Origin of the sequence: Sphingomonas taxi, from assembly GCF_000764535.1 — a bacterium.
Classification (GTDB): Bacteria; Pseudomonadota; Alphaproteobacteria; order Sphingomonadales; family Sphingomonadaceae; genus Sphingomonas; species Sphingomonas taxi.
In genome coordinates this window covers 17,035-37,270 of sequence record NZ_CP009572.1, presented here as the reverse complement: position 1 = coordinate 37,270, position 20,236 = coordinate 17,035, and the positions used below count along the sequence as shown (strand labels likewise).

Annotated in this window: 18 protein-coding genes; 11 read left to right on the top strand and 7 right to left on the bottom strand. The window is 61.0% G+C overall.

Annotated features, from left to right (window positions below):
• Positions 1-313 precede the first annotated feature (313 nt).
• The 4 genes from MC45_RS17730 (at position 314) to MC45_RS20070 (ending at position 2,902) form a co-directional block, all read left to right on the top strand.
• Positions 314-1,117 carry a helix-turn-helix domain-containing protein gene (locus MC45_RS17730; RefSeq protein WP_041394041.1) on the top strand — a complete coding sequence of 268 codons (804 nt, stop codon included), beginning with the start codon at positions 314-316 and terminating at the stop codon, positions 1,115-1,117.
• Between the two features lie 329 nt (positions 1,118-1,446).
• The gene (parA, locus tag MC45_RS17725; protein ID WP_041394040.1) at positions 1,447-2,109 is read left to right on the top strand and encodes a ParA family partition ATPase; all 663 of its coding nucleotides are present in this window, start codon (positions 1,447-1,449) and stop codon (positions 2,107-2,109) included.
• The gene (locus tag MC45_RS17720) at positions 2,106-2,390 is read left to right on the top strand and encodes a ribbon-helix-helix domain-containing protein (protein ID WP_041394038.1); all 285 of its coding nucleotides are present in this window, start codon (positions 2,106-2,108) and stop codon (positions 2,388-2,390) included. Before parA ends, MC45_RS17720 begins: the two co-directional genes overlap by 4 nt.
• Positions 2,391-2,740: 350 nt before the next feature.
• Positions 2,741-2,902 (top strand): transposase, encoded by a 162-nt coding sequence (locus MC45_RS20070; protein WP_156143930.1) that lies wholly within the window; start codon positions 2,741-2,743, stop codon positions 2,900-2,902.
• Positions 2,903-3,130: 228 nt separating this feature from the next.
• Here MC45_RS20070 and MC45_RS19070 read toward each other — a convergent pair whose 3' ends face one another.
• Positions 3,131-3,607: a GDP-mannose 4,6-dehydratase gene (locus MC45_RS19070; RefSeq protein ID WP_081974576.1), complete on the bottom strand. Its 477-nt coding sequence runs from the start codon at positions 3,605-3,607 to the stop codon at positions 3,131-3,133.
• 47 nt (positions 3,608-3,654) lie between these two features.
• On the opposite strand from MC45_RS19070, the gene MC45_RS17710 reads away from it, so the two are divergent.
• Together MC45_RS17710 and MC45_RS19975 are read left to right on the top strand one after the other, a co-directional pair.
• Positions 3,655-4,956 (top strand): UDP-glucose dehydrogenase family protein, encoded by a 1,302-nt coding sequence (locus tag MC45_RS17710; RefSeq protein WP_041394036.1) that lies wholly within the window; start codon positions 3,655-3,657, stop codon positions 4,954-4,956.
• Between the two features lie 378 nt (positions 4,957-5,334).
• Positions 5,335-5,463, top strand: coding sequence for a hypothetical protein (locus MC45_RS19975; RefSeq protein WP_281177501.1), 129 nt, complete (start codon positions 5,335-5,337; stop codon positions 5,461-5,463).
• 265 nt (positions 5,464-5,728) lie between these two features.
• On the opposite strand, the gene MC45_RS17705 is transcribed toward MC45_RS19975, so the two are convergent.
• The 4 genes from MC45_RS17705 to MC45_RS17695 all read right to left on the bottom strand — a co-directional run bounded on the left by MC45_RS17705 (position 5,729) and on the right by MC45_RS17695 (position 11,920).
• Positions 5,729-7,633: a polysaccharide biosynthesis protein gene (locus MC45_RS17705; RefSeq protein ID WP_052075851.1), complete on the bottom strand. Its 1,905-nt coding sequence runs from the start codon at positions 7,631-7,633 to the stop codon at positions 5,729-5,731.
• 46 nt (positions 7,634-7,679) lie between these two features.
• A complete protein-coding gene (locus MC45_RS19065; RefSeq protein WP_245640935.1) occupies positions 7,680-8,636 on the bottom strand; it encodes a glycosyltransferase family 2 protein in 957 nt (318 codons plus the stop codon).
• Between the two features lie 138 nt (positions 8,637-8,774).
• A complete protein-coding gene (asnB, locus tag MC45_RS17700; protein WP_041394035.1) occupies positions 8,775-10,718 on the bottom strand; it encodes an asparagine synthase (glutamine-hydrolyzing) in 1,944 nt (647 codons plus the stop codon).
• A 128-nt stretch (positions 10,719-10,846) separates the two neighbouring features.
• Positions 10,847-11,920: a glycosyltransferase gene (locus MC45_RS17695; protein WP_169742576.1), complete on the bottom strand. Its 1,074-nt coding sequence runs from the start codon at positions 11,918-11,920 to the stop codon at positions 10,847-10,849.
• An 86-nt stretch (positions 11,921-12,006) separates the two neighbouring features.
• Between MC45_RS17695 and MC45_RS17690 the strand changes: the two genes are divergently transcribed.
• The 3 genes from MC45_RS17690 to MC45_RS17680 are packed head-to-tail and all read left to right on the top strand — an operon-like array spanning position 12,007 to position 15,871.
• Positions 12,007-13,068 (top strand): EpsG family protein, encoded by a 1,062-nt coding sequence (locus tag MC45_RS17690; RefSeq protein ID WP_081974575.1) that lies wholly within the window; start codon positions 12,007-12,009, stop codon positions 13,066-13,068.
• 44 nt (positions 13,069-13,112) lie between these two features.
• Positions 13,113-14,744: a hypothetical protein gene (locus tag MC45_RS17685; protein WP_041394029.1), complete on the top strand. Its 1,632-nt coding sequence runs from the start codon at positions 13,113-13,115 to the stop codon at positions 14,742-14,744.
• The gene (locus tag MC45_RS17680; protein ID WP_041394027.1) at positions 14,741-15,871 is read left to right on the top strand and encodes a glycosyltransferase; all 1,131 of its coding nucleotides are present in this window, start codon (positions 14,741-14,743) and stop codon (positions 15,869-15,871) included. The genes MC45_RS17685 and MC45_RS17680 overlap by 4 nt, the downstream gene beginning before the upstream one ends.
• On the opposite strand, the gene MC45_RS18680 is transcribed toward MC45_RS17680, so the two are convergent.
• Positions 15,819-17,408, bottom strand: a complete 1,590-nt coding sequence (locus MC45_RS18680; protein ID WP_052075850.1) for a glycosyltransferase family 2 protein — start codon at positions 17,406-17,408, stop codon at positions 15,819-15,821. The two genes, MC45_RS17680 and MC45_RS18680, sit on opposite strands and share 53 nt — an antisense overlap.
• A 222-nt stretch (positions 17,409-17,630) precedes the next feature.
• Here MC45_RS18680 and MC45_RS17670 point away from each other — a divergent pair, with 222 nt between their 5' ends.
• Positions 17,631-18,746: a glycosyltransferase family 4 protein gene (locus tag MC45_RS17670; protein WP_169742575.1), complete on the top strand. Its 1,116-nt coding sequence runs from the start codon at positions 17,631-17,633 to the stop codon at positions 18,744-18,746.
• Positions 18,743-19,603 carry an NAD-dependent epimerase/dehydratase family protein gene (locus MC45_RS19060; RefSeq protein WP_081974574.1) on the top strand — a complete coding sequence of 287 codons (861 nt, stop codon included), beginning with the start codon at positions 18,743-18,745 and terminating at the stop codon, positions 19,601-19,603. Before MC45_RS17670 ends, MC45_RS19060 begins: the two co-directional genes overlap by 4 nt.
• Here MC45_RS19060 and MC45_RS17665 read toward each other — a convergent pair.
• Positions 19,591-20,232, bottom strand: a complete 642-nt coding sequence (locus tag MC45_RS17665) for a sugar transferase (protein WP_245640934.1) — start codon at positions 20,230-20,232, stop codon at positions 19,591-19,593. The two genes, MC45_RS19060 and MC45_RS17665, sit on opposite strands and share 13 nt — an antisense overlap.
• Positions 20,233-20,236: the final 4 nt, after the last annotated feature.

Here is a 20,236-nt window from a genome sequence, read left to right as displayed (position 1 = left end):
TCGGGTTAAATACTCGAAAGCACGAATCGTAAGCGCTTCCGCTGTTGGATCATTGCTGCAACAAGAATGACGCGCGGTCATGTCGACCGCGGCGATGTTCATGGAGTGGCCGTGACCACATAAAGGAAAGCCCGGCACGAAGGCCGGGCATCCCAAGGAAATATTCGAGAGACCGGCGTCGCCAAACGTCGATCGGTGACTTTTCAACAGCTCACGTCTCCCGAATAGCTCCGAACCCGTTCCGGTTCAAGGATGCGCGTTTCGCGCCACGGTCTTTTTTGTCCTCGGTCCCGGCCCCGCAAGGGGATGGAAGATGACGGCGTTTACCCTCGGGGAGGCGAGCGCCCGCGTGCTCGCGCGGGCGGGCGACGGACTGCGCGATCGATCACGCGCCCCGGCACGTACCCGTGCACCCCACCGCACCGGTGCGCCGGTGCTGCGCGACAGTATCGAGGCGGGGACGTTCGAGGAGCTGTTCTTCGCGACGCCTGCCCCCGGCGAGACCGACCGGCTGCTGCGCGCCTGCCGCCGCACGCTCGACGCCGGCCGCCGGCTGCGCCGCGAGGAACGCGCCGGTACCCGCACGCTGAGCGCCACCGAGCGCAGCATCGCCGGGCTGACCGCGGCCGCGGTGCGCGTGTTCGAGGAATTGTGCACGCTCGCCCGGCTCAACCAGGGCCGCGTCTATCCGAGCTACGACTGGCTCGCCGAGGCGACCGCGCTCGGCCGGGCCACCGTCGCCCGCGCGCTGCACGCGCTCGAACGCTGCGGCTTCCTCGTCCGCCAGCGCCGGTTCAAGCGGGTGGAAGGGGAGGGGCCGCGCTATCGCCAGACCTCCAACGCCTATCGGCCGCTGCTGCCGGCGCGGGTGCTCGCCTATCTGCCGCGCTGGATGCGCCCGGCGCCGCTGCCGGTCGATCACGAGCAGCATCGCGCCGTCGAGGCTGAGGCACATGAGAGGATGCTGGCCAGCCTGTCCTGCCGGGAGCGCGCCACGGCCAGCGTCGGCGGCATGCTGGGCAAGGTGCTCGCGTCGCTCGGCGCGGCGATCGACCGGGACATGGCGTCAGCGTGCGAGTCTCACAACCATCCGCAACCTCTCATGGATTCTATTTGAATGAGAACAAAAGGGTTGGCCTAGACGGCCAACGCAATCGTCTGACGACGACGAAGGACGAGCGACGAACCAAAACAGCCCGACGATAAAACGAAAGACCAGGGTGCCGGCTACGCCGTCACATGCTCCCTAGGAGGAGCAAGCGGTTCAGGGCGGTGATCCTCACCTTTGGCAGCGTGCGTCGACCTGTCGAGGTGTCGACGGATCGACGGCCGTATCGTGTTCGTCGATTCCGTTGATCGTCCGGTCGGGCAGGGGGCTCGACGCGTCTATATGTCTATACGTCGAGGACTTGCCACGTCGGCATGTAGACATGTAGGGAGGACGACATGGCGACCATCGCGATCATCAGTCAGAAGGGCGGCGCGGGCAAGACGACGCTCGCGCTCCACCTCGCCGCGGCCGCGCAGGATGCCGGCCGCGTCGCGCTCATCATCGATACCGACCCGCAGGCGACCGCCAGCCAATGGGCGGCCTGGCGTGGAGAGGCGCCGCCCGAGGTGATCGACAGCCCGCCGCCACGGCTCGCCGCCAAGGTCGAGGCAGCACGCGGGCAGGGGGCCGAGCTGATCGTCATCGATACGCCGCCCCATGCCGACAGCGCTGCCCGCGCCGCGGTCGAGGTCGCCGATCTCGTGCTGATCCCGTGCCGGCCGAGCGCCTTCGACCTGTCGGCGATCCAGACCACCGCCAAGCTGGTGCAGCTGCTCCGCAAGCCCGCCTATGTCGTCTTCACCGCCGGCGCGCCCAATGCGCCGCGCGTCTACCAGGAAGCCGGCGAACTGGTCGAAGGCTTCGGCACGCCGCCCTGCCCGGTGCAGATCCCCGATCGCGCCGCCTATCGCCACGCGAGCGGGGAGGGGCGCACCGTCATGGAATACGAGCCCGACGGCAAGGCCGCCGAGGATATTCGACAGCTCTACGCGTGGACATGTCGACAGGTCGGCATGCCGGTTGCTAAGGCCAAGACCCGCAAGAAGGTACCTGCATGAGCCGCAAGCCGAGTTTCGCCAATCTGCGCACCGTCAGCGCGCCGCCCGCCACCGTCGCGGCGCCGGCACCGGTCGCCGCTCCGACGCCACCCGCCGGTGCGGCAGGGCAGGGGCCGGCAAGCCGCCAAGGCCGCAAGCAGATCGCCGGCTTCTTCAGCCCCGAGATGTCGTTCGCGATGCATACCCTGGCGCGTCGTCAGGGCCGCAGCCTCCAGGCGCTGATGGCCGAGGCGTTCAACGACGTGCTGCGCAAGCACGGCGAGAGCCCGATCGGGGATTGATCACAAGATCGACACGTTCTGCGAAGACGGGTCAAGCCGTGAAAGCCTGGGCGACGTGCACAAATTTAAGTCAGTATCTGGCAGTGGAGAGGTGTAACATCCGAGGAACCTGTTCACTAGCTGTCCCAGTACCGGCATCTGGTGGATCGAGGTCAAGCTTACGACTGCTGTATTGCCGCTCGGATGGCGTGCGTGGTCGTGGCGCACCCACAACGTACCATCCCATAAAGCTTCTTTCTATTCTAGCGAAAGGATCGCACCATCAAACTTGACGTGCTTGCCCGTGTTTTGGACCGCTTTGAGCTGGAAGATCCCAGTTGGGAAGGAGGGCTAGGGAAGCGGAGTGAGCGATGAAGAGATCGAAGTTTTCTGAGGCGCAGATCGCCTTCGTGCTGAAGAAGGCCGAGGACGGCACGGGCGTGGGCGAGGTGTGCCGGAAGACCGAGATCAGCGGGGTGACGTTCTACGTATGGCACAAGAAGTATGCGGAGCTGATGTCGTCGGAGATGTAACGGCTACGCCAGCTTGAGGAGGAGAATCCCAAGCTGAAACGGTTGGTCGCTGACCTGAGCCTCGACAAGGCGATGTTGTAGGATGTCGTCTCGCGTAAGCTCTGAGGCCTGACCGGCGCCAGCAGTTCGTCGATGATGTTCGCAGCACATGGCAGGTCAGCATAAGGTGGGCTTGCGAGTGCTCCAGGCGGAGCGGTCGAGCTATCATTATCGTGGGCGCCGCGCCGATCAGGCCGACCTGAAAGAGCGGATGAAGGAAATCGCCGAGAAGTGGAACCGCGTGCGTGCGTCCGCGCCGGGTCTTCGCCAATAGGCCAGGGCCGCGTCGAGCAACATGTAGGTCTTGACCAGATTGGTACGCACGAACGCGCCGGGGGCCATCATCGAGCGATCAACATGGCTCTCCGCAGCGAGATGGGTGGTGATGTGGGGCCGGACGTCGTGGAGCGCGACGCGGAAGTGCGAGCTATGTCGCCGACCGACGCGAGCGCGGTCCGTGCCCGCATAGTTGAACGCTGAGAATGAGCAGTTTATGCTCGCCCCACCGCGATCAGGTGGCGAGCGAGTGCTGATTCGATGACCCTGGCTCCACCGATGATGAGAATGCACATGGCATTCTGCATAGCCAAGTTCGATTAAAGGAACATTTCGGCTGAAGGCCGGGTCGTCCGCAGCGAGGTTAGCAATTATCGACAGTGGTACCATAGGACATCTATGGCTAGAGAAGCGCTCTGCAAGAGAAGGATGGCGCATTGAAGGTCACGATGATCGGTTCAGGCTATGTGGGCCTGGTGTCTGGAGCGTGTTTTTCGGACTTCGGGCATGAGGTGATCTGCGTCGATAAGGACGAGGGCAAGATCGCGGCACTGAAGGCAGGGCGGATGCCGATCTACGAGCCGGGGCTGGAGGCGCTGGTCGCTGCGAATGTGGTAGCTGGGCGGCTGAGCTTCACCACGGACCTTTCCGCGTCAGTTGCAGGTGCGGATGCGATCTTCATCGCGGTGGGGACGCCGTCGCGTCGCGGCGACGGCCATGCCGATCTCAGCTATGTCTTCGCGGCCACCGAAGAGATCGCCGCGGCGGTGACCGGTCCGACGGTCGTCGTCACCAAGTCGACCGTGCCCGTCGGCACCGGCGACAAGGTCGAGGCGATCCTACGCGAGAAACGGCCCGACGTCGCGGTCGCCGTCGTCTCCAACCCCGAGTTCCTGCGCGAAGGCGCCGCGATCGGCGACTTCAAGCGCCCCGACCGGATCGTCATCGGCACCGACGACGAGGCGGCGCGCAAGGTGATGCGCGGCGTCTATCGGCCGCTGTATCTTAACGAATCGCCGATCCTGTTCACCGGGCGGCGGACGTCCGAGCTGATCAAATATGCGGCGAATGCGTTCCTTGCGACCAAGATCACCTTCATCAACGAGATCGCCGACCTCTGCGAGGCGGTGGGCGCGAACGTCCAGGACGTCAGCCGCGGCATCGGCCTCGACAACCGCATCGGCAAGAAGTTCCTGCACGCCGGCCCCGGCTATGGCGGGTCGTGCTTCCCCAAGGACACGCTCGCGCTGCTCAAGACCGCCGAGGATTTCGAAAGCCCGGTCCATATCGTCGAGGCGGTGGTCAAGGTGAACGACAGCCGCAAGCGGGCGATGGGGCGCAAGGTGCTGCACGCGCTGGGCGACGGTCCGAAGGGCAAGACGGTCGCATTGCTCGGCCTGACGTTCAAACCCAATACCGACGACATGCGCGACGCGCCGTCGATCGCGATCGCGCAGGCGCTGCGCGACGCCGGCGTGACGGTACGCGCCTACGATCCCGAGGGGATCGAGCCGGCGCGGCGGATGATGCCGGAGCTGACCTATTGCAAGGACGCCTATGAGGCGGCGGCCGGCGCGGATGCGGTGGTGATCGTGACCGAATGGGATGCGTTCCGCGCGCTCGATCTCGATCGGCTGAAACAGGCGATGGCGGCGCCGGTGCTCGTCGATCTGCGCAACATCTACCGCCGCGAAGAGGTCGAGGCCGCCGGCTTCAACTACTCCGCCATCGGGCGGTGATTCTTAGTCAACCTTGTCAACCGAGCGCATCCACCAGACGGTTTTTGTCAATCGCATCCTTTATTGCCATTTGACGGGATGATATGGGCAATTCCTGCACGAGCGTAGCGGGTTCGCCGGGATCGTCGCGCGCACCGTGCCGGCGAGTTGGCCATGGCCCGAGCGGATGGCGGCGTGCACGCTCGCCATGCCGATGTGGGTGGGCGACCATTAGATGATGAAAAGCGCGACACCGGAGGCGTTCGCCAACGTCACCGCCGTGGAACGGCTGGTGCGCTAACTGCTCTGCTGGCGGGATGCGCGAAGCGCGCTAACCAAATTGGCGAGCGGGTCGGTGCAGTGCCCGATCGCAATCGCATTGGCGCGGAAGCCAGATCGATGATGCTGGACGAATTGACAACCCTGATCGACCGGATGCTGGTCGCCGAAGCACGCACGCCGCCGCCCCAGTCTGCGAGCGGCAGCAGCCAGCTTTGCCGGCTCGCACTCCTGAACGAACCGGGGTGATGCGCTATTACGGGCCAGCACGGTTTCGGTCGATCCAGGCTTTTTGCAACCGAGCATCATGTTAAATTCGCCCTTGATGTGAAGGCCTCGTACGCGCGAACGCCTGATAACACTCACGGCCATCATCGGCTCGGTTAGACGATGCTGACGCGGCGATGGCGTTATGAACTGGGACGTAAGGCAAATGATTCTATCACGTCACATAATCCAAGCAAGGAGCTTGCATATTATTGAAGTTCAAGGCGATCATAATTTCGAGTAACCGTCATAATGGTTGATTAGATTCAGGGCTGTACTCAGCAACGACAGAAAGTAGGATTGATTTAACTTCTACAATATCGTCAGCGTTGATAGCGACTTTTAACGAGGCAAGGTACGGGCTAAGCGTATCCCAAGATAGGAACGATTCATGCGCTTGCAGGATGCGTGGATGATCAGTGGGATTAGCATCGTTTCCAATCAGCAATTCTTCATAAAGCTTCTCGCCGGAACGTAGGCCAACTACTTTGATCTCGATGTCACCGTCGGTATGCTCGTCACTTACCGTCATACCAGACAGCTCGATCATGTTACGGGCGAGATCCATGATGCGGACAGGCTCGCCCATGTCCAGCACGAAGACCTCGCCTCCGCGCGACATGGCGCCGGCTTGAATGACCAACTGCGCGGCCTCGGGGATGGTCATGAAGTAACGGATAACGTCAGGATGCGTTACGGTAACAGGGCCGCCTTGGGCGATTTGCCGGTGGAAGAGAGGAACCACCGAACCGTTGGAGCCCAACACGTTTCCAAAGCGGACCATTGAAAAACGCGTTTTACGAGCACCTTCAACATCGTGCTTAGCCTGAAGGATGAGTTCAGAAAAACGCTTACTTGCTCCCATGACGTTGGTCGGCCGTACCGCTTTGTCGGTGCTGATAAGGATGACCGAATCAACACCGTGACGCTGTGCGATCTCAGCGACATTCAGCGTGCCCAACACGTTATTACGGACACCCTCCACAGGATTATGCTCAACGAGCGGAACATGTTTGTACGCGGCCGCGTGGAAGATGCATTCAGGCCGCCATTCAGCGATGATAGTGTTTAGGCGGACTGCGTCCGTCACCGAGGCGAGCAGGGGTACGATGCGGAAGTCTTTAGCGTCGGGTTTTATAGTGAGGCGGAGCAGTTCTTCATTGATTGAGTACAGCATATATTCGCTGTGATCAACGAGGACCAGCGTCGATGGTCCAATCGCAGCAATTTGCCTGCACAATTCACTGCCAATCGATCCGCCGGCACCGGTAACCAAGACGGCTCGTCCGGCAATAGCTTCATTGAGTAGCGCGGTATTGGGCGGTACGGGGGAGCGTCCCAGCAAGTCCTCAATGTCTAGATCTTTCAAGTCCGACACAGAGACCCGTCCCCGCGCCAGATCAATGACGCCAGGAAGCGTCCGCACGTGGAGGTTCAACTCGTGAAGTTCACGAACAATTTCGCTTTTGCGACTGCGGGTGGCTGACGGTAGCGCCAGCAGAATATCAGTCACCTTATGCCGCAGAACGACCGCCTGAAGTTCGGCAGGACCGTAGATCCGGGCACCGTTGAGAATTCCTCGCTGAAGCAACGGATCGTCATCAATGAAGCCGGTTAGTACCATCTCACCGCTAGCGCGGATTGCGGACGCGAGTTGGCGCCCCGCAGAGCCAGCGCCGTAAATCATGACGATAGGAAATTCTGATCGCTGCCATGGCAGGTTAACCGCGCGTCCTAGCAGTGAACTCGCCACCAGCCTCGATGCCATGAGCATCACGAAAAGCAGCAGCGGCTGGATCAACCCCACAGTCCGGGGCACGCCATCGATGCCGATAAACACAAAAAGTAGCGCGAAGACCACGCCGTGCAGTGCTGCGACCTTCAAGGTCAGCAGCAACGAGACTGCACCTGTGTAGCGGAAGATGGCCCGATAGGCACCTAGCAAAAACGACAGAGGAATAATGGTCAAGATGGTGAACGCGACCGGACACAATATAGCCCTATCAATTAATGGCCATTCACCCAGCCGCAGATAGAAGGATGCCAGCACGCTCGTGACGCACAGGAGGACGTCCAGCGCCACGACGATTCCTCGCTTGCCCCAGCGGGGTAGAGCAAGGACCTTGCGGATCAGAGCGGGTGACAAGTTCATCCTTCCGAATTTCTTGGTTCAAAGGGTAGCATGAGAAAGATTTAATCTACCTGCTCTGCCGAGCATTATCACGCCAGTAAAGAAGGTAGCCTATCCAGCCAAATGCAAGTGCGATCGCTCGACCGCCCTTGGTCATGATACGGTACCGTTTCTTGGATCCATTACGACGTAAATGATGGAGGAAACGATCGCGATTGGCAGCGACCTTGATAAGGATTTTCGGATTTATAAAAAACCAGCCGTTGTCGTGATCAAGTACAAAACTGTAGGCATATGCCAAGCCTTCCAAATCATTTTGGTAGCTAGATAACGCGAGTTTTCGTGACAAAGAATCTTCCGTATCATAATATATTCTGACAGGCTCATTTACGCATCGGCATTTATAGTTGCGTGATATTTGGGACCAGAGAACCTGTTCGGGAACAAGTCCCTCCACGTCTTCCGGAAAAGGGAAGAGACGTAACAGATCGGTTCGGTCGCAGCTTAGCTTCTCGCCATGCACGCGGTATCGATAAAGGAGATCATTGGCGCTCGCATCTAACGGAGCATGAGGAAATCGTTCACCGATGACCCTGCCATCCGGACTGATGCAGAGCGCGCGGACACCAGAGAAACGGTGTCGCTGATCTGCTGGGATATCATCCCAGGCTCGCGCGAAAATGGTCAGCGCGTCGGCTGTCAGGGCGTCGTCACTGTCGAGGATGACGGTGAAGTCACCGCGGGCCGCTTTGAAACCGGTGTTAAGCGCGACCTTCTTGTGACCGTTAGACTGATGCACGTAGCGGATCGGAAAGGGGGCGGATGCTTGCCACGCCGTCACGATCCCCGCCGTGCCATCGGTTGATCCGTCATCGACCACAAGCCATTCGAAATCGCAGCGATCCTGTGCTGCCAAACTTTGATAGACGCGTTCCAACGTATGCGCACGATTGAACGTCGGCGTCAGGATAGTGAAACGAAGCGAAGCCTCAGGGGCGGAATCGGTATCGAAGAACAGAGCCAAGATCGATCCAACGCTGTCATGTCGACGGACACAATGCCGACGAGAAAATGAATAGACTACGACAATGCGAAAGGCGACAGGGGGTCGCGGGCGGGTCTGCGTTCAGTCTTAGGTATGAAGCGACGCCGGTCAGGCCGATTAACTCGCCCGACCGATGCCCTGGCACTCATACCACGCCTGAAACATCAAAATGGTCCATAGCTTATAGTGCCAGCGCCGCTTGCCGCTCCGGTGTTCCTCCCACATGCGTACGACCGGTTCCACAGAAAAAATTCCTTCACGTTCGAGCCGATCGCGCGCGAGGAGGTCGTCAGCCCAATCGACAAGCGGACCACGCAGCCATTCGTCGATTGGCACGCCGAAGCCCATCTTGGGGCGGTCAATGATTGCTTGCGGCACATGGCGGTACAACAGCTCGCGCAGGATTCGCTTGCCCGTGCCCTGCCGGATCTTGGCCGACATCGGTAACCGCCAGGCGAATGCCGCGACGTCGGGATCGAGGAAAGGAATGCGTGATTCGAGGCTGACCGCCATGCTCGCCCGATCTACCTTGGTCAGGATGTCGTCGGGTAAGTAGGTCAACGTATCCAAGTACATCATGGCGTGGATCGGATCGCCCAGGTTGGGTGGTGCGCGATTAAGCAGAGTCGCGGGTTCGCGCCCGCCGAGGACCAATGCGGCCGGATCGGCGAAGTGTGAAACCAGATGCCGATAAACCTGCCAGTGATCACGTGCCTCGATGACGTCTGCTATCTTGGGCAGCCGATCACGAACCGCGTGGTGGCGATGCGATGCGGGGAGGAAATTCGACAAGCGCTGGGCGATGTCGCCGGTCAGCGGCGCGCGAAGCAGTGCGCCGAACGTGGAACGGGCTGAGCGGGGCATCCATCCTGTTGAGTTCCAAATACGATTGGTCAGGAAATAGCGGTTGTAGCCGCCGAACAGTTCGTCACCGGCATCTCCTGACAGGGCGACGGTGACGTGTTCGCGAGTCATGCGGCTGACCATGTATGTCGGGATTTGGGACGAATCAGCGAACGGTTCGTCCCAGATCTGAGGAAGTGACGGAATGAGTGACAGCGCGTCTTCTGACGTCACGTAGAGTTCGTGATGCTCGGTCCCCAGGTGACGGGCGACCAATTTTGCCTGCTTGGCCTCGTTATATGCCTTATCGGCAAAGCCGATGGTGAAAGTCTTGACTGGTCGCGTCGACTGGCGCTGCATCAACGCAACGATCAGCGACGAATCAATCCCACCCGATAGGAACGCGCCTAGCGGCACGTCGGCTTCCATTCGCAGCCCGATTGCCTGAGAGAGAACGGCGTCAAGTTCGTCGACGAGTTCCGGTTGATCCATCGCCGGATGGTCAACACCCGCACGGGCGATCGCTTCAAACGACCAATAGGCGCGGGGGGCGCCGATCGTGCCATCGGCCTCGACGACCAGGTGATGCGCTGCCTCGAGTTTGGCCACCTCCTTCCAGATGGTGCGCGGAGCGGGAATATAATTGTGGCGCAGGTACAAGGTCAGGGCATCGCGATCGATTTCGGACGAGAAGGCTGGATGCGCCTGCAACGCCTTTAATTCGGACCCGAAGAGCACAGTGTTACCGACCTTGGCGTAGTACAGCGGCTTCTCGCCGAACCGATCGCGTGCTAGATGAAGTCGACGCTCCTCCCGATCCCACACTGCAATTGCAAACATACCGTTCAGCTTGGGGAGCGTTGCTTCAAGACCCCAGCGTGATATCGCCTGCAGTACCACTTCGGTATCCGAATGTCCGCGCCAAATGACCGGTGTCTGTGCATCGATCTCTGCACGCAACAGACGGTAATTATAGATCTCGCCGTTAAAGACGGTGACGTAGCGTCCGCAGGTCGACGTCATCGGCTGGTGACCGGCCGGCGAAAGGTCAATAATTGCCAATCGACGGTGGCCCAACGCCAGCCCGGCGGTTTCATCGGTCCAGATGCCGTCATCGTCGGGACCGCGGTGAGCGAGGCAGGCCGTCATCGCCCGCGCTTGGGTGGTGAGCGAGACGCCCGCGTTCCGACTGGCCACAAAACCAGCAATGCCACACATCGATCCAAATTCCCTTTGTCATGCGCCGCCCATGACGCCGCATCATCCTGTTTGCGCTGGTGGCGTCAGCAATCGCCCGCTCGTGCATTCGCCGCAATCACCGCGCCACCGCATTGCATGTACGCCAATTATACGTGCGCAGAACGGTCGGCTGCCAGCGCATAAAGGTTAAGATAGCGCTTCGCTACCACCTCGATAGAGAAGTGGTTCACGATGCGCTGCCGGGCAGCGATACCTAGGGCCATGCGCATTTCTGTCGATTGAGCGAGCATGGCGGTCATCGCGGCGAAGAGGTCGTCGCTGCGAGGGGATTTGGCCAGGATGCCGCAATCGCCGACCAAGTCAGCCGATGCGCCGACCGGGGTCACCATGCAAGGCAGCTCGCACGCCATCGCCTCGCCCACGGCATTGGGAAAGCCCTCACCGTGCGAGACATTGCAGGCGATGTCGAGAGCAGCGTTGATGGCAGGCACATCGCGGCGATCGCCGAGCAGTGTAACGCGGTCACGTAAATCGGCTCCGATCAGCGCCACCAAGGCGGGATTGGACCATTCCATCCCCTTGCCCGCCAGTACGAACGCGGCGGCCGGATGTCGCTCGGCCACCCGCGCGGCCATCTGAAAGAAACCTTCGTGATTTTTCCAGGGATCGAACCGGGCGACAAAACCGATCGCCAGCTGGTCGTCCGAGAGGCCGAGTTCGGCGCGGATCGTCCGACGATGTCCTAAGTCGGGTTTGAACAGTGCAGTGTCAAAGCCGTTAGGCAGAATAACCCGCTTGTCACGCACGAACCCTAATGCTTCGTGATCGTCCGCCGCGCTGTCGGCGTTGTAGATGATCGCGTCTGGCGCGCGCGACAGGAAGGCGAGTGCTCGGATCACGGTACGAGTGGTAGGTTTGGTCAGCCGCCGATCAGTAAGCGATTGGCGAACGTTCCAAAGCAGTGCGGCATGCGGTGCGGCTGACCGCATCAACTGCGCTGCGAGGTTGCCGTGGTACATCCAACCTTGGATCACGTCGGGCGCATATGCGACAATCCGATTCCGCAAACTAGCAAGGTCACGAAATTTTCCGCGATCCCGCTCGTCGTTGACCAGGTTAGCCCCCGCCATGCGCAGCCGATCGGACAGCACGCCGGTGCCGGTGAGGCTGAAGACCGCATGGGAAATACCGGGGGTTGCCGCGATCAGGCGCCAGAGCATGTGCTCGGCTCCCCCCGGCCCCAACCCTGAAATTATGTGGAAGACGCGCATTCGCCGGCTACTAGCCGGTCTTTACCACCGGCGCCATGGACGCCGACATCGCCGAGCGATTTGCGTCGGCGTCGCGGTTGCGCCAAAAGCGACCTGCATCGAGAATCTTTCTTCTCCCGCCTGCGGATGTTATGACGATCACCAATCAGATCAAAGCCATCCTGACTGCGGCGGTGACCTGTGTCGCCTTCGTCATTGTCGATTGGACGGCTCGTTTTCCCTATACCTTTCCTGATCTACAGAATTACCGAATAGGTTTCGAAAGCGGCTGGTACGTATTTTCGGTCATCAACCTCGACTGGCTTCGCTTCATGCTCGCTGAGGGACTTTGGGTATATGGATTCGACGCCTTGTGGCGTTGGACAGGTAACATTGATACAAGTTTCTATATTGTATCTTTATTCGCAACATTCCTGATCGCGTATCACATATTTGTGAGAACGCGCTCCTATATTGCTACGTTATTTATATTTAATCCTGCGTTTGTCAATCTGGTCATCGAACAGCTGCGGTCCGGGCTGGCAGCTGCGATTTTCTTTACGGCTACGCGGATCAAGCGACCGCTGATCCAAGCTCCGCTGTTTGTCGCGGCATTGTCCATCCACACGTCATTTCTGCTGTTCGTCTCAATCTATTACATCTACCGGTTGGCTGAATGGTCTAAAATCAAGCGCTGGCTCGATAAGCGTTTCCTGCTAGCCATGGCGATCACATTCGCGCTGGCGTTCGTCGTGTCATATTTTCGGGACTTTGCGCTATCGTCATTGGGAGACGGTCGAGCTTTCGTTCAGGATGACCAGACCTCTGGCGTTCTGCTTGGGATTGGCTGGGCACTGTTTCTGGTGACCTTCTATCTGGTTAGATCGGACGAGGAGGCTGGATTCGATCTGTATTTCTTTGCCCTCAACGTGTTCATGTTCGCGGCGTCGATTTTCATGGGGACGTACGGCTCGCGGTTCGTGGCGATCGGTGTGCCGGCGCTCGCTGTAATGTCCCGATACGTAAGGCCGAACCGGAGAATACTTTTTTACACCCACTATTTTCTGTTCTCTGGGCTGTATTTTTGGATTTGGGCTGGAACGGGTGGAACTGCGTGAGTCGGGGGCCATTCTCTATCGTATCTCGTCGGGATGTTCTTCGCTTGGCGACCGTTGCCGGGATCGCCGCTACTGCCTGCTCGGCCGCCGGGAAGGCGGTCGACGTGCCCGATCTCGCCGGCTTGCGCACCGCCGACCCCCGCTCTGGATTGATCCGCCTCAGCGAAGTGGGAAGGGCTGGGCTGTTCCGGTGGCAGGCAGGGGATTATCGCACGGCGATCGCGAGCGACCCGCTCGGCGGCCGATACATAGCCGCCCGGTCCACGTCCGCTTCGCTCGGAGCATGGGTGCGGCAAGGTAATCTACTCACCCCGGAGATGTTTGGAGCGACCCCGATACAGCAGGATCACAGCAAGCAATTGTGCGCTTTGTTCGACCAGATTGGTCCAGGAATCCGCATCGAACTGAATGGCCGATACATCCTGGCGCGGGGGATCACCATCGCCCGCAAATCGAATTTCCGCATTACAGGTACTGGATCGATCGTCATGCGGTCGGGTACCCCGGTGACCTACGATCATGGCATGTTGTTCTTCGTCGAGTGCAGTGATTTCGAGCTTGCGACGCTGACCTGTGATGCCAATCGCGTGGCGCGCATACCGCGCGAAGTGCCGGCACATTCCCTCACCTTCCAGTCGTGTCGGCGGTTCCGCTGTATCGGGGTCCGATCCGTCAATGCGGTTTGCGATGGTTTCATTTTGTTCTCGGCCACGCCGGAACGCTTCGATACCCACTGCCGGGACTTCCAGTTCATCGACTGCGTCGCCGACAATTGCTTTCGACAGGGATGTTCGGTGATTCAGGGGCATGCCGGTGTGTTTCGGGGCGGAGCTTTTTCCAATACCAACGGTACCGCACCTGCGGCTGGCATCGATCTCGAAAGCGACGCAGGCGCGCCCAACGGTTCGATCAGCGACATCATGGTGGATCGCGTCCGTTTCATAGGCAACCAAGGATTCGGTCTTCTGGTGTCGACCGTCTCGCGTCCGCGCGACATCGTCGCGACCGATTGCGTCTTCGACGATAATCGGCGTGGAGCGATCTCGTGGGGCAGTGCGCGCGGCCACATCATCCGTCCACGGATTAGCGGCTTCGGTCCCGATGCGGAGCGCGGAGCCATCGATATTCCGGCCGGCGACGGCTGGCGAACCGACGAGCCGATCAAGATCGAGACCCCCAAGTTCACGCGCGTCACCACGCCGCGTGCCGATACACCGCTGATCTATGTTCATGCAGCAGCCTATGCGCCGGCTGTAATTACGCAGATGACTGCCGACGCCTGTGGCGGGATTGCGGGACTGAACCGCGACGGCAGCCATCTGTCGGCCGCTGTCGTTCTTGCCTCTCTAGGGCGGGTCGATGGAGCTATCAGCGTGTCCGGACGCGCATGCACCGTCGCGGACAACCGTGTCGACCGGTTCTTTGGCTCCGCAATTATCGTGACGGGGAGCGATGCGACAGTAGAGGCAAACACGCTGACCGAGCCGCGTTTCAACGACATCAACGGAACGATCCGGATCCTGGCCTCCGGCGCAAAGGTCGTGAACAACATCATTAAGGCGAAGCAAGCTATGGTTGGCATCCGTGTTGCCGGGCCCATCCGATTGCTCGGGGGCAATCGCATCACAGGCTTTGGCCGATCGGTTGCAGCTGTCGCAACGGAGAGCGGATCATGATCGCGCCCTTCGATGCGCCCGACATCGCCATCTTTCTGCCCTCGCTGGAAGGGGGTGGGGCGGAGCGAGTGATGGCTATTCTTGCCAGTGGTTTCGCCGGTCGTGGCTACCAGGTTGATCTCGTTCTGGTGGAAGCCAGCGGTCCGTACCTCGCCCAGATCGCCTCAGACGTCAGGGTCGTTGAACTCGGGAGTGGCAGTGTCATCCGGAGCGTCGGTGCGCTGACGCGCTACCTGCGTCGCGAGCGGCCGGGGGCGTTGCTGGCGGCGTTGAGCCACGCCAATATCGTCGCGATCCTCGCGCATCGCCTCAGCCGCAGCCGGGCACGTTTGGTGGTCAGCGAGCGGCTCAGCCTTGCCGCCGCGCGGCGCTACAGTCGCGGCCTGCGATATCAGGTGATCCGCCGATTGATGCGACCGACGTACCGTCTAGCCGATCGTGTGATAGTGGTGGCTGCGGCGATGATCGGCGAACTGAAGGAACAGCTGCACTTGCCTGACGACAAGTTGGAGTGCATCTACAATCCGGTAGTCAACGCCGAATTGGTCGAGGCTGCGGCACAATCCTGCGCGCACCCCTGGCTAGCGGCGGACGCGTCAATCCCGGTGGTGCTTGGCTGTGGACGGCTGTCGGCGCAAAAGGACTTCGCCACCCTGATCGACGCGTTCCGGATCGTTCGCGCCCGCCGCTCGGCTAGGCTGATCGTGCTGGGTGAGGGCGAGGATCGTGCCGCTCTTCAGGCCCAGGTCGACGCCAGCGGCGTCGGGGTTGACGTCGATCTGCCGGGCTTCGCCGCCAATCCGTTCGCATTCATGAGCCGCGCGTCGGTGTTCGTCCTGTCGTCGATCTACGAAGGGATGCCGGGGGCGCTGATCCAAGCGATGGCCTGCGGTGCGGCGCTGGTCAGCACTGATTGTCCCACCGGTCCCGAGGAGATCTTGGAAGACGGTCGCTGGGGTGCGCTGGTGCCAATGCGTGATCCCGCGGCCATGGCCGCCGCGATCGAGCAGGTGCTGAACGCGCCGCTCGTCGATGCACGCTCCCGCGCCATGGCGTTTGCCGAACCGGAAGCGGTCAGCCGTTACCTGGCGGCACTGGGGTTGCCGGCGCACGCGACCAGACGCTGATCGTTGATGCCGTCCACGGCGTCCGCCAATAACCGGCGCGCGCCAGCAGCGATGCCAAAGTCGCATCGGCATCCGGATCCTCGACTACGATGTCGACGAGTCCCGACCCTATGGCACCTGCATTGACCCAGGCCTGCACGGCCGCGATGCCGTCGAAATAGACAAAGTCGCGATCATCCAGCACATGCGGATCGGTCGTCAGGGAAGCGGTGGCGGCTATGATATTATTGACGTAGCTCGCCCATGCGGCTGCCCGCGTGCGATCTGATTGGGCGGGATCCTGCTCAACGGCCAGTATGGCCGCTTGCGGAACGGCGCGCGCTAGCTGCAAGGCCACGAAGGTGACATTGTCGCCCACCGTCGCAATCCGTCGATGCCGCGGCGCAAGCGTCCGGAGCACCGCGAGAAGTTCCAACTTGGCCGTTTTGGGCGAGAACAAAAGCTCGTGGTTGCGGGTGTCTGCCGGGTCGATCACCGACGTTACGTCCGCGACATGGATCGTGATCGCTCCGCGCGCGCGGTCGCGATCACGCCGCCCCATCAATGTCGAGAAACGCCTGCCTGCGCGTCCGCGCAGTAGTAGCCTGGCCAGCAGCAGACGCGTTCCCATGCCGCCGTGCTGCGAATACAGGTCCCGCGCGTAGGCCAGCGAGGCGACCGGCTCCACGGCAAACGCCAGCAGCCGTGCGATACGGGGGAAGTTCGCGCGTCCACCCGATCTCCCCAGATGTAGTTCCGCCCGGCGCATACCGATCGCGAGCTTGACGACCGCGACCGGCGCCCGCCGCCACCAGGCAGCGTAGTGAGCGAGCGCGAAGTGGTGGTATTCTAGATCGCCCCAAGCACGCTGCGATCGGTCGAGCGCGCTCAGCCTGGGCGCTCCGTGATCGTGGAAGATGCGCGCCGGTGTTTCGATGAATCGGGTGCGATAGCGCCGCGCGATGTCGAGCCAGACGCGTCCCTCGGGGATGAAGCGTGTCGGCAGATGGGTAGGAAACAGGTGCGCGCGCAGCACGTCGGTGCGGTGAAAACCTATTCGCTCGCCAAGCATATCGAGGATTAGCGTGGCCTCCGCGGAATCGCTGTCGAGCGGCGATCGATCGAGCTGTTTCCCTACAAGATGGCCATGCTGGTCAACGCAGCGCGCAGTCACCCCAGTGAAGCCATGACGCTCGACTGCTGGGATCGATAGCCAGGAGTCGTACAGCACGGCCACCGCCTCGGGCATCAGTTCGTCGTCCGAATCGATAGTAAGGAAAAATTCGCCCCGCGCCTCACGGACGCCGTTGTTGAAGGCAATGTGCTTGCCGGCATTGGGTTGATGCCGGTAGCGGATGGGAAAATTCGCGTGCGCCGCCAGTCGCGCGATCAGTGTGGCAGTGTCATCGGTCGATCCGTCGTCGACAACTAGCCATTCGAAGTCCCGAAAGGTCTGTCGGGCGATGCTGTCGAACAACCGTTCCAGCGTTCCGGCACGGTTGAAGGTCGGCGTGAAGATGGTGAACGCAGGGTTCTGGGGGGCACGTCCGTTGTTCATTGCGCTAGAATAAGCCCTGCCGGATCGTGATCATCTATCTCAGCGGATCGAGCGACCGGTAATCCGTAGGCCCGGTTGCTTCGTCATCTGTCGCTTGCGATAGGGACAGGCGATAACGAAGGCAAGCACGACACCATGCGGTCCTTCACGCGCTTTGCGACGGGTCGGAGCGCACGTCAAAGGAAAGACATGGGAACAGCAGCCAAGCCTACCGTTCTGTTCATGGTGAACGACGCGGACTTCTTCGTCTCCCATCGGCTCAATCTCGCAATTGCCGTGCGACAGGCAGGCTATCGGGCAGTCGTTTCCTGCCCACCAGGGCCAACAACGCGGGTCTTCGGCGAGCATGGCATCGAGCATGTCGAGACCGTGCCCGTACGGCGTCACAACGGGCTGATCGGACAGCTTTACACGTTGATTAGCTATAACCGGGTGCTGAGCACGATCAGGCCGGACCTCATCCATCTCATCACCGCTAAGCCGGTGATCTTCGGTGGAGCGCTGGCTCGGTTACGCGGCATTCCGACAGTGTCCGCTATATCCGGCTTGGGTTACCTCTTCACGAGCGACCGGCCCAAGGTTCGGCTACTGCGCGCTTTGGTCTGCCGTGGCTATGCCTTTGCGCTCAATCGGTCGCGCAGCACCGTCATCTTCCAGAACGAGGTCGATCGGTCGATCTTTGCGCGGCTGCAGCTCACCCGTCACGCTCGTACGGTGATAATCAAGGGTTCAGGCGTCGACCTGTCGCGAATTACCGTTCACGCTGAACCCGCCGGTCCGCCGGTCGTCCTGCTGCCGGCGCGACTGCTGCGCGACAAGGGCGTCGAGGAGTTCGCGCAGGCGGCGCGGCAGGTCAAGGCGCAGCACCCCTCTGTCGTGTTCCGGTTGCAGGGCAAGCTGGATCCGGAGAATCCGACGGGCCTGTCGGCGGACGAGTTGGCGCGCTGGATCAATGAAGGATGGGTCGAGCACATTCCGTACAGCACCGACGTTGACCGGATGTTCGCCGATGTGAATCTGGTCGCGCTGCCCTCGTATCGCGAAGGCTTCCCAAAGAGCTTGGTCGACGCTGCGGCTGCTGGCCGGGCTGTGGTGACTACCGACGTACCCGGTTGCCGCGACGCGATCAGGCCGGGTCTGAGCGGATCGCTCGTCCCCGTCCGCGACGTCGCGGCGCTCGCCGCGGCCATCCTTGACCTGATCGGTGATCCCATCCGACGCGCCGTGATGGGCAAGGAGGGGCGGCGGCTGGCGGAAGCCGAGTTCGACATCAAACGCGTCACCGAACAACATCTGGAACTTTATGTTCAGGCACTTCTACCGAGGGCCCACGCGTGACTCACTATCGGCGTAACGTCATTGTCACCGGGGCGAGCGGCATTATCGGCGCGGCGATCGTCGATGTATTGGCTCGGGCCGGTTTCACGGTAACCGCGGTCGCCCGGTCGCCTGCCGCAGCGTCGGTCGATAACGTCCGGCCGCTTCGCGTCAACCGCTACGAGGATCTGGCAGCAATGCCGGACTTGCTCGAGCAGACCGAGACGATCTTCCATTTCGCCGATCGCGCCAATCGCAAAATGTACGATGTTGCCAATCGCGGTGAAGCGGCAGACCTAATGAAAACGTTGGCGAGCGCGGCGGTTGATACGGGTGTGTGCGGGATCGTGCTCGCTAGCTCGATCTATGCTGATCGACCGAACCGTTCTGCCTATGGCTGGTCGAAGCAGGCGGCTGAACAGGTTCTGGCCGAGCGAGCATCGGAGTTCCGCGTAGCGATCTCGCTGCGGCTGCCGCCAGTTTATGGCCACGGCTCGCGTGGCATGTTCGCCTCACTCGCCAAGCACGTCGCGGCGGGGCATCCACTGCCGCTCGGCGCCGCGACAGCGCCGCGTCGTTTCCTCGGCATCGAGAATCTCGGTGATCTTACTTGTCTTCTCGCACGTTCTGAAACACCTTTGAGAGGGATCTACGCACCGGCAGATCCTGAACCGATCAATCTGGCAGCCTTGTCCTCGCTGATTGGCAGCGCCGTAGGGCGTGGCGCACGGCTTGTACCGGTGCCTTTTATCGATCTGTTGTCACGCGACACGATCGTAGATGCGACCGTCGCCAGACAACAACGATTAGCCCTGGAGGTGGATTTGGGATGGCGACCTCGCCATACAACGGCGGAGCAGCTGGGCTATCTATCGTGATTATTGCGGTTCCGGCGTAGTTCGGAGGCGAACAATGCGTCGCCCGCCCCCCCGCCTAGGAACGTCCGTGACAGGATGGCGAGATCAGTGCGGAGCGACCAGGGGCGGAGGTAGGTCGCGTCGTTCGTCGCCAAGATCGCGGGCTGCGACATGTCGAGTCCAACGATCTGGCTTACGCCAGTAATGCCTGGGCGCAGCGCCGACACGCCCAGTTCCTCGCGACGGTGGATCAGGTCGATCTGGCTCGGCAGACACGGCCTCGGACCGACAAAGCTCATGTCGCCCCTCAGCACGTTGATGAGCTGCGGCAACTCATCGATCTTGGTACGGCGCAAGAAGCGGCCAAGCAGGGTTACGTGCGATGCCGACGATTCATGCGTCGGCAGATTGGGGCTATCGGCGCGCATGGTGCGCAGCTTGTAGAGAAAGAAAGGGCGGCCGCGTCGGCCGACCCGCTTCTGCCGGAACAGCGGCGAGGAACGATCGACCAGCCGGATCAGGACCGCGAAAGCGAGGCACGCGCCCAGCGCGGGCAGCGCCAGCGCCAATGCGAGAACTAAGTCGAACAGCCGCTTGCCGCGTCTATTAATCGCATGGAATTGGCTTTTCGGTGGCGTGCTGCGGGTCACGGTC

Excerpts from the sequence above, each read along its gene's own strand:
- asnB (WP_041394035.1), bottom strand. The coding sequence starts at position 10,718 with ATGTGTGGCATTGCTGGTTTTGTGGCCAGTCGGAACGCGGGCGTCTCG.
- MC45_RS20070 (WP_156143930.1), top strand. The coding sequence starts at position 2,741 with ATGAAGAGATCGAAGTTTTCTGAGGCGCAGATCGCCTTCGTGCTGAAG.
- MC45_RS17720 (WP_041394038.1), top strand. The coding sequence starts at position 2,106 with ATGAGCCGCAAGCCGAGTTTCGCCAATCTGCGCACCGTCAGCGCGCCG.
- MC45_RS17670 (WP_169742575.1), top strand. The coding sequence starts at position 17,631 with ATGGTGAACGACGCGGACTTCTTCGTCTCCCATCGGCTCAATCTCGCA.
- MC45_RS19070 (WP_081974576.1), bottom strand. The coding sequence starts at position 3,607 with ATGGTACCACTGTCGATAATTGCTAACCTCGCTGCGGACGACCCGGCC.
- MC45_RS18680 (WP_052075850.1), bottom strand. The coding sequence starts at position 17,408 with ATGAACAACGGACGTGCCCCCCAGAACCCTGCGTTCACCATCTTCACG.
- MC45_RS17690 (WP_081974575.1), top strand. The coding sequence starts at position 12,007 with ATGGACGCCGACATCGCCGAGCGATTTGCGTCGGCGTCGCGGTTGCGC.
- MC45_RS17695 (WP_169742576.1), bottom strand. The coding sequence starts at position 11,920 with ATGCTCTGGCGCCTGATCGCGGCAACCCCCGGTATTTCCCATGCGGTC.
- MC45_RS19975 (WP_281177501.1), top strand. The coding sequence starts at position 5,335 with ATGATGCTGGACGAATTGACAACCCTGATCGACCGGATGCTGGTCGCC.
- MC45_RS17680 (WP_041394027.1), top strand. The coding sequence starts at position 14,741 with ATGATCGCGCCCTTCGATGCGCCCGACATCGCCATCTTTCTGCCCTCG.
- MC45_RS17705 (WP_052075851.1), bottom strand. The coding sequence starts at position 7,633 with ATGAACTTGTCACCCGCTCTGATCCGCAAGGTCCTTGCTCTACCCCGC.
- parA (WP_041394040.1), top strand. The coding sequence starts at position 1,447 with ATGGCGACCATCGCGATCATCAGTCAGAAGGGCGGCGCGGGCAAGACG.
- MC45_RS17730 (WP_041394041.1), top strand. The coding sequence starts at position 314 with ATGACGGCGTTTACCCTCGGGGAGGCGAGCGCCCGCGTGCTCGCGCGG.